Source organism: Catenulispora pinistramenti, assembly GCF_018274385.1.
GTDB lineage: Bacteria > Actinomycetota > Actinomycetes > Streptomycetales > Catenulisporaceae > Catenulispora > Catenulispora pinistramenti.
In genome coordinates this window covers 1-7538 of the sequence record NZ_JAAFYZ010000339.1, presented here as the reverse complement: position 1 = coordinate 7538, position 7538 = coordinate 1, and the positions used below count along the sequence as shown (strand labels likewise).

Below are 7538 nucleotides of genomic sequence, written 5' to 3'. Positions count from 1 at the left end.
GTGGGGGTGCGGTGGTTGTTGGTGTGGTGATTGCGTTTGGGGTGTGGCGGAGGGTGCGGCGGGTTTGAGTGGGGGCTGTCGGCGCGTCGGGGTGGCTCGGGTGTGGTCGGCCTTGGGAAGGTACTGACTTTGGGTGGGACGACGTGTGGTGCCGTGGCTGGTGTTTGGTGGCGGGGGCTTGGCGTTGTTTGGGTATTTTTATATGAGTAGTTAGAGATAGTCGATTTAGCCCGCATTGGTCAGTTGAGTCGGCTATCGTAGATCGTGTCAGAACAGGCGTGCGGGGAACACGTCGAAGGGACACGACGATGGTCGACCCGCTGCGCCAGCTCAGTGATGCCACGGCTTGTTTGGCTGCGCTCGATCCGCTTGGCTATGACGCCGATGGCAGTCTGGCTGTGGCCAAGGCCGCGGAGCAGGTTTCGCGGGCTGCGGAGGGGGTGCTGGTCCGGTGTGTCCGGACGTGGCATGACCGGGGTGATCCGGTGCAGACGCCGGAGACTACGCGCGAGGAGTTGTCGTGGCGTGCTACTGATGCTGCTCGTAAGGCGCTCATTGTCAATCTTGGGCGGACTCGGGGGGATGCCGGGCGGCTGATAGCCACGGTCAAGGCGTTGCGGAAGGATCCGCTTACTGAGGAGGCGCTGCGGACCGGGGATATCTCGGCGCCGCAGGCTCGGATTATTGCTGAGGCGTTGGCTGCGCTGGTGCAGCAGCCGGATGAGGTGGTTGAGCAGGTTCGTCGGGCGCTGATTGCCAGGGCTGTGGCGGAGGGGGCCGAGAGTCTGCGGCAGCATGCTGAGGACGCTGCGCATCGGGTGGCTCCGGCGACGGTGCTCAATCGGGCTCGGGCTGCTGAGGAGAAGCGCGGGTTCTGTATGACGCCGGTGCTGGACGGCTATCTGCCCGGTGGGTTTCTGTCCACCACTGGTGGTGATGCGTTGCTGACGGCGTTGGATGCGCTGGCCGGGGACGAGGGTGGGCACGCTGACAAGGCCGGTGATCTCGCCCAGGCTCGGGCTGATGCTCTGGTGCAGATCGCGGAGGACCGGCTTCGGTCGGGGGATTTGCCGCAGCGGCATAGCGGTCCGACGACCATGACCATTGTGATGCGGGCTGATGCGGCGCTGGGGTTGCCGGGGGCGCCGGCTGCGCGGACGGGGCGTGGGCGGGCTGTGCCGGCGGCGGAGGCGCACATGTTGCGGTGCGAGGCCGCGTTGCGGGCGGTGTTGGTGGATGGGGACGGGGAGGTTCTGTGGCAGGGGCGGAAGCGGCGGCTTGCGACGCGGGCCCAATACGAGGCGATGGCGGTGCGCGACGGGGGTTGCACGACGGCGGGGTGTGATCGGCCGCCGCGCGAGTGCGACGCGCACCATGACGTGCCGTGGGCTGAGGGCGGCCATACCGATGTGGATCAGATGCGGCTGCTGTGCCGTCGGCATCATCGGGAGCTGCACGACGAGCTGTGGCTGCGCCAGCACGGCTGGCAGGAAGCGGAGGTCAGGGCGCACAACCAGCGGCGGAGGTTCGATCGGCCGCGGGTGCCGTGGTACGCCGACACGCCAGCCTGGTATCCGGGGCCGAGTCCGTGGCGGCCGGAGGCTGAGGATGCGGAAGCCGCGAGTGCGAAGGCCCCGAGTGCGAAGGCCCCGATCGCGAAGCCTGCGGGCGGTGATGCGCGATGAACGGCATCATCCGGCGGGTCTGGCGCTCAGCCCTTCAGGTTGCGCACCTGTCCGTAGACACCGAGAACAGCCATCAGCACCGGCAGCACGGCAAGGAGGATCGCGCCCTCGACCATCTCGACGGCGCGGGCCCAGCGCGGCGGCATGATCGGCTCGGAGGTGCCGCGGCGGGGGCGGATGGAGGCCAGGCCGAGGGCCAGGAGCGCGATCACGACCAGGAGCGGGGCGAGCCAGATGGCGCGGAGGTCGGGCAGGGCGTTCACGGCCATCGCGCTGAAGGCGATCACCAGGCCGGTCAGGCCGCTGATGGCCGCGGCGAGGACCTGCGCACGTTCGCGAAAGAGCCGGGCACGGCAGAGCACGACACCGGAGACGAGGATCGCGAGTGCCTGCTCCCAGACCGTGTGCGGGCCGCGCGACGAGGTCTGCATGGCGCTGATCGGGATGACCAGGAGGGCAACGCTGAGCACGAGCAGGGTGCCGACGCCCGCCGTCAGGCCGGTCAGCATGTCGAGGGTGCGGGCGACGCGCAGGCCGACCACGTAGTTGTTGACCGGCGAGCCTTCGAAGTCGCCGGGTTCGACGCCGCTGGTCGGGGGTTCGATGACGAAGCGGGCGGCGGCCATCGCGGCGAAGGGCAGCAGTTCGACGGCCAAGGCGCAGAAGGCGGCGACCACGCCGATGCCGGAGGCCGGGCTCGCCCTGGTCACCAGCAGGCCGAGACCGGCGGCGGTGGCGACCAGGCCTACGGTCGCCCCTGCCACCGGCACCGCGATCCGGCGGCCGATGCCGATGATCGCGGCGAGGGCCACGATGAGGACCGCGATGGCGCCCGCGGTGAAGTGGGCACGGCCGAGACCGTGGCCGGTCGCGGGATTGGCGGAGAGCAGGCCCGCGCCGGCGATGAAGGCGTAAGGGAGCGACGACGCCGACAGCACGGCTGCCGCCGTGTAGTCGCGCTGGTGGTGCGCGCCGGTCGCCCAGGCCATCGCTTCGGCGACGGTGGGCCAGGCCGCGAGGCTGCCAAGACCGCCGTCGCGGACACTGCGGGTAGCGCGGTTGGCCGCAGCACTGGAGACAGAACGAGTCGTGGCAGGCTGCGGGTCGAGGGCGTCAGCACCGAACGACGAGAGATCGAAGCTGGTCTCCAGTTCGGCGTGGCCGGAATCCGTTTCCTCGTACGGGTAGCCATACGCAGGGCTCTGACCAAGTGGCGGGCCGAAGCTCGACGTCAACTGGTAGCCCGGTTCGGCATCGTGAAGATTCACTCGATCGTGTGCAATAGCCGGATGCCCGTGGAGTCGGCCACGTCGCGGAGGACCGGAGGGCCCAGCCGGCCCGGCACCGTCTCCGTACCCGTAGTAACTCCCCCGTCCGACGGCGGACTGATCGTATCGGGCCCGCCAGATCGCGAGACCGAACAGCACCAGCGTGATCGCGCCTGCGATCAAGCCCTTCCAGCCGTGGAACGTCCCGGTGTTGGAGGACCAGAGCACCACCGCGCCGAGCGCCGAGGCGACGGCGACGACGGCCAGGGCTGTCGCGCGCAAGGCGGCGACGCTCCACTGCGAACCGCCGGCGATGACCGCTTCGGCGACGGCGTCCGCGATGTCGTCGTGGACCGCGGGCTCGGGGACGTCGTCGGCCGGACACAGGCGCAGTACGCAGCCGTGGACCACGCCCTGCTCCGTCAACGACGTGGCGGTGTCCAGCGGGACGCCGTCGGCGCCGGTGAGGACGTAGCCGGTGAGTGCGGCGGCGATCGCGGCCGGGGTCGCAAGCGGGTCGCCGACGAGGCGGAGGAGTTCCGGGAGCAGTTCGGCCAGCGGGACGTCATCGGGCAGCGCCATATCGACGCGGCGGGTGGGGGCGACGACGGTGACCCGGCAATGGCCGGCTGCCGTGCCGGGTCGCCCGGCGACCCCGGAACCTGCACTCATGCCGTAATGGTAGCCAGCCGGTCACTCCGAATACCCTTCACAGGTGAGTACGACCTCTGTCATCCGCGGACCGCGTCGCCCGTCGCCGGAAATGCCGAGCGGCTCCGTGGTCCTGCATCCGCCGCCGGAGGTACCGCGCGGCGGCGGGGACGGGCACTGGGCCCTGAACCTGCTGCCGATGGTGGCCGGACTGGGGTCGGTGGTGTTCTTCTTCGTGCCGGGCGCCAATGCCCTGATGATGATCATCGGTGCCGTGACGTTCGCCTCCAGCCTGGTGTTCGGCGTGGTGTCGGCGGTCCGGCAGCGCAACGGCGGCAAGGGGAAGGTGGCGGACGCCCGGCGCGACTACCTGCGGCATCTCGCGCTTGCCCGGACAGAAGTGGCGGCTGCGGCGCGGGCTCAGAAGGCGGCTGCCCGCTATGCGAATCCGGACCCGGACACGTTGTGGAGTCTGGTCGCGCTGCGCGAACGGCTGTGGGAGCGGCGACAGTCCGATCCGGACTTCCTGACCGTGCGGATCGGCCGGGGCACGGCGCGCCTCGCGACACAGCTCGTGCCGCCGGAGACCGCTCCGATGCGGGAGCTGGAGCCGATGTGTGCGGACGCGTTGCGCCGCCTGCTAGCGGTCCACGGAACCCTGCCGGATCAGCCGGTCGCGATCCCGCTGCGGTCGATCTCGCGCCTCGTCGTGGGCGGTGGGTCCGGTTCTTCGGCGGTGTGTGCGCTGGTGGCGCAGCTCGTGACGTTCCACTCCCCCGACGATCTCAAGGTCTGCGTCGTCGCGGACAGCGACCGGATCCCGCGCTGGGACTGGCTCAAGTGGCTGCCGCACGCCCAGCACCCGAGCACGCAGGATGCCGCCGGCTCGCAGCGCATGATCTACGACGATCCGACGGACGCCGAGGCCGGTCTGGAAGAACTGTTGGGCGAGCGGCCCCGGTTCACGTCGATCGTCTCGTTGATCGATCGCCCGCATGTGATCGTCATCCTCGACCACGCGTCGAAGCCGTCGGCGGACGCGCAGCTGATCCCCGACGATGGCTTGCTGGGCGCGACGGTCGTGGAGATCGTGACCGCGACCGACCCGCGGCAACGGGCCAAGCGGCACCAGATGGCGGTGCAGATCGGCCAGGACCGCACCGCGACCGTGGAATTGCCGGATGGCCGGACCGGGTCGGGCGAGCGTGGCTTCACGGTTCGCGTCGACACGCTGAGCCTGGCTCAGGCCGAAGCGCTGGCCCGGCAGCTGGCTCCGCTGCACCTGTCGGCGGGCGGCGGCGAGGAGCCGCTGCTGTCGGCGCTGGACTTCACCGACCTGCTCGGGATCGAGGACGCTGCCGAGATCTATGCGCCGAGCTTGTGGCAGCGTGGCGCGAGCTCGCCGAACGAGCGCTTGCGCGTGCCGATCGGGGTCGGCGAGGACGGCGAACCGGTCCTGCTGGACCTGAAGGAGGCCGCGCTCGGCGGCATGGGTCCGCACGGTCTGTGCATCGGTGCGACCGGCTCGGGCAAATCAGAACTCTTGCGCAGCCTGGTCTCCGCGTTGGCCCTGACGCATTCGAGCGAGCAGGTGAACTTCATCCTGGCCGACTTCAAGGGCGGCGCGACGTTCGCGGGTCTGGCGGCGCTGCCGCATGTGGCCGCGGTGATCACCAACCTCGCGGACGACCTGACCTTGGTGGACCGGATGCGCGACGCGCTGACCGGCGAGCTGAACCGCCGCCAGGAGCTGCTGAAGCGTGCCGGGAACGTGAAGAACGTGCACGACTACGAGAAGGCCCGCGCGGGCAACGCGAGCCTGGTTCCGCTGCCGTCGCTGCTGCTGGTCGTCGACGAGTTCTCCGAACTGCTGACCGCGCGGCCGGAGTTCATCGAGATGTTCCTACAGATCGGCCGCATCGGGCGATCCCTTGGCGTGCACCTCTTGCTGGCTTCGCAGCGCTTGGAGGAGGGACGGCTGCGTGGGCTCGATACCTTCCTTTCTTACCGCCTGGGATTGAAGACCTTCTCCGCCGCCGAGTCGCGCGCCGTCCTCGGTGTCTCGGACGCCCACAATCTGCCGAGTGTGCCGGGATCCGGATATCTGAAGTTCGACAACGAGTCGATGACCCGGTTCAAGGCCGCTTACGTATCAGGGCCCTACGGCCGCGCTGCCAAAGCGCCTTCAGTGCCGGTGACGCGCCGCGCGCTCCACCAGCGCCCGGTCTGGTTCACCGCCCTACATCAAGCGCCGGTCCTGGCATTGCGCACCGGCTCTACAGAACGGGAGCGAAGCCTGGGTGATACCTCGTCGTTGAATGCGCTGGACACGGTCGGGGGCTACCAGAAGTCGGCCGCGACGGTGCTCGACGTGATTGTGGACCGGTTGGCCGGGTTCGGGCCGGCGGCACACCAGGTCTGGCTGCCGCCGCTGGCCAAGCCACCGACGTTGGAGAGCTTGCTGCCCGGCATCGCGGTCAGCGCAGGCCGCGGGCTGTCGGCAGCAGGCTGGCAGGGCAACGGTCAGTTGCGCGTGCCGGTTGGCATCCTCGACCGGCCAGCTCACCAGCGTCAGGACCCGTATGTGCTGGACCTGTCCGGGGCCGGCGGGCACGTGCTGGTCGCCGGCGGGCCGCGGTCAGGCAAGTCGACAACGCTGCGCACGCTGATGTTCAGCCTCGCGCTGACCCACACGCCTGCGGAGGCGCGCTTCCTGGTCGTCGACCTCGGAGGCGGGACGCTCGCACCGCTGGCCCGGATGCCGCACGTCTCGGCGGTCGCCGGGCGGGCGAATCCCGAGCTGGTGCGGCGGATCGTCGCCGAGGCCGTCGGCATGCTCGACCGACGGGAGGCCGCCGGTGAGGCGGGAGTCGGCGAGGTGAGAGCCGCCAAAGCGGGGATCGACACGGACCAGGGGCACGTGTTCCTGGTCATCGACGGCTGGGCGGCGTTCCGGGACGAGTTCGAGGCATTGGAACAGGACGTCTTGGACATCGCGCGGCGGGGGTTGGGATTCGGCGTGCACCTGCTGACGTCGACCGGGCGGTGGGCGGATGTGCGCGCGCAGCTGAAGGACGCGGTCGGGACGCGGTTGGAACTGCGGCTCGGCGATCCGATGGAGTCCGAGATGGACCGGCGGACGGCCGCGGAGGTGCCGCAGGGGATGCCGGGGCGGGGCCTGACGCGGCAGAAGCTGCACACGCTCGGGGCCGTGACGGAGATGCCGGCCGAGGAGTTGGCGGCGGCGATCGCGAAGGCGTGGCAGGGGCCGGTGGCGCCACGGGTCCGGATGCTGCCGTCGCAGGTTGCGTATGGCGAGTTGGTGTCGCGCGGGCGGGCCAGCGACGCGACGTCAGGACGCGCAATGTCAGGCGACGCGGCGTCAGGCAGCGCGCCGTCGGGCAGCGGGGTGACGATCGGCATCGACGAGACCCGATTGCTGCCTGTGACGCTGGATTTCGAAGCCGATCCGCATTTCGTGGTGTTCGGGGAGGGCGAGGCCGGGAAGTCGAACTTCCTGCGGCTGGTGGCTACGGGGCTGGTCGAGGAGGTGACGGCCGGACGGTTGGACGCGCGGTTCATGGTGGTCGACTACCGCAGAGGCCTGATGGGGGTCGTGCCGGAGGAGTACAGCGCTGGGTATGCGGTCGCCGGGCCGGCCGCGCTGTCGTTGATGTCGCAGCTCGCCGAGGCTTTGCGGGACCGGTTGCCGGGCCCGGATGTGACGGCGGCACAGTTGCGGACGCGGAGTTGGCGGACGGGGAAGGACGTGTACGTGTTCGTCGACGACTACGACTTGGTGGCGTCGCCGACAGCGAATCCGCTGGCGCCGCTCGTGGAATTGCTGCCGTATGCGCGGGATGTGGGGCTGCATGTGGTGGTGGCGCGGCAGAGTGGCGGGGCGGGCCGGGCGATGTTCGATCCGGTGTTGCAG

Annotated in this window: 3 protein-coding genes; 2 read left to right on the top strand and 1 reads right to left on the bottom strand. The window is 69.9% G+C overall.

Going from position 1 to position 7538, the window contains the following annotated elements; genetic code table 11:
- Positions 1-308: 308 nt before the first annotated feature.
- Complete coding sequence (locus KGQ19_RS46025; RefSeq protein ID WP_212021508.1) at positions 309-1685, top strand: HNH endonuclease signature motif containing protein; 1377 nt, start codon at positions 309-311, stop codon at positions 1683-1685.
- A 26-nt stretch (positions 1686-1711) separates the two neighbouring features.
- Here KGQ19_RS46025 and KGQ19_RS46020 read toward each other — a convergent pair whose 3' ends face one another.
- The gene (locus KGQ19_RS46020; RefSeq protein ID WP_212021505.1) at positions 1712-3625 is read right to left on the bottom strand and encodes an EsaB/YukD family protein; all 1914 of its coding nucleotides are present in this window, start codon (positions 3623-3625) and stop codon (positions 1712-1714) included.
- Between the two features lie 43 nt (positions 3626-3668).
- Here KGQ19_RS46020 and eccCa point away from each other — a divergent pair.
- Positions 3669-7538: type VII secretion protein EccCa (eccCa, locus tag KGQ19_RS46015; protein WP_212021503.1), on the top strand; the 3870-nt coding region annotated here is incomplete at its 3' end.

Bases quoted from the DNA above. Each gene is read 5' to 3' on its own strand.
- KGQ19_RS46025 (WP_212021508.1), top strand. From the start codon at position 309: ATGGTCGACCCGCTGCGCCAGCTCAGTGATGCCACGGCTTGTTTGGCT.
- KGQ19_RS46020 (WP_212021505.1), bottom strand. From the start codon at position 3,625: ATGAGTGCAGGTTCCGGGGTCGCCGGGCGACCCGGCACGGCAGCCGGC.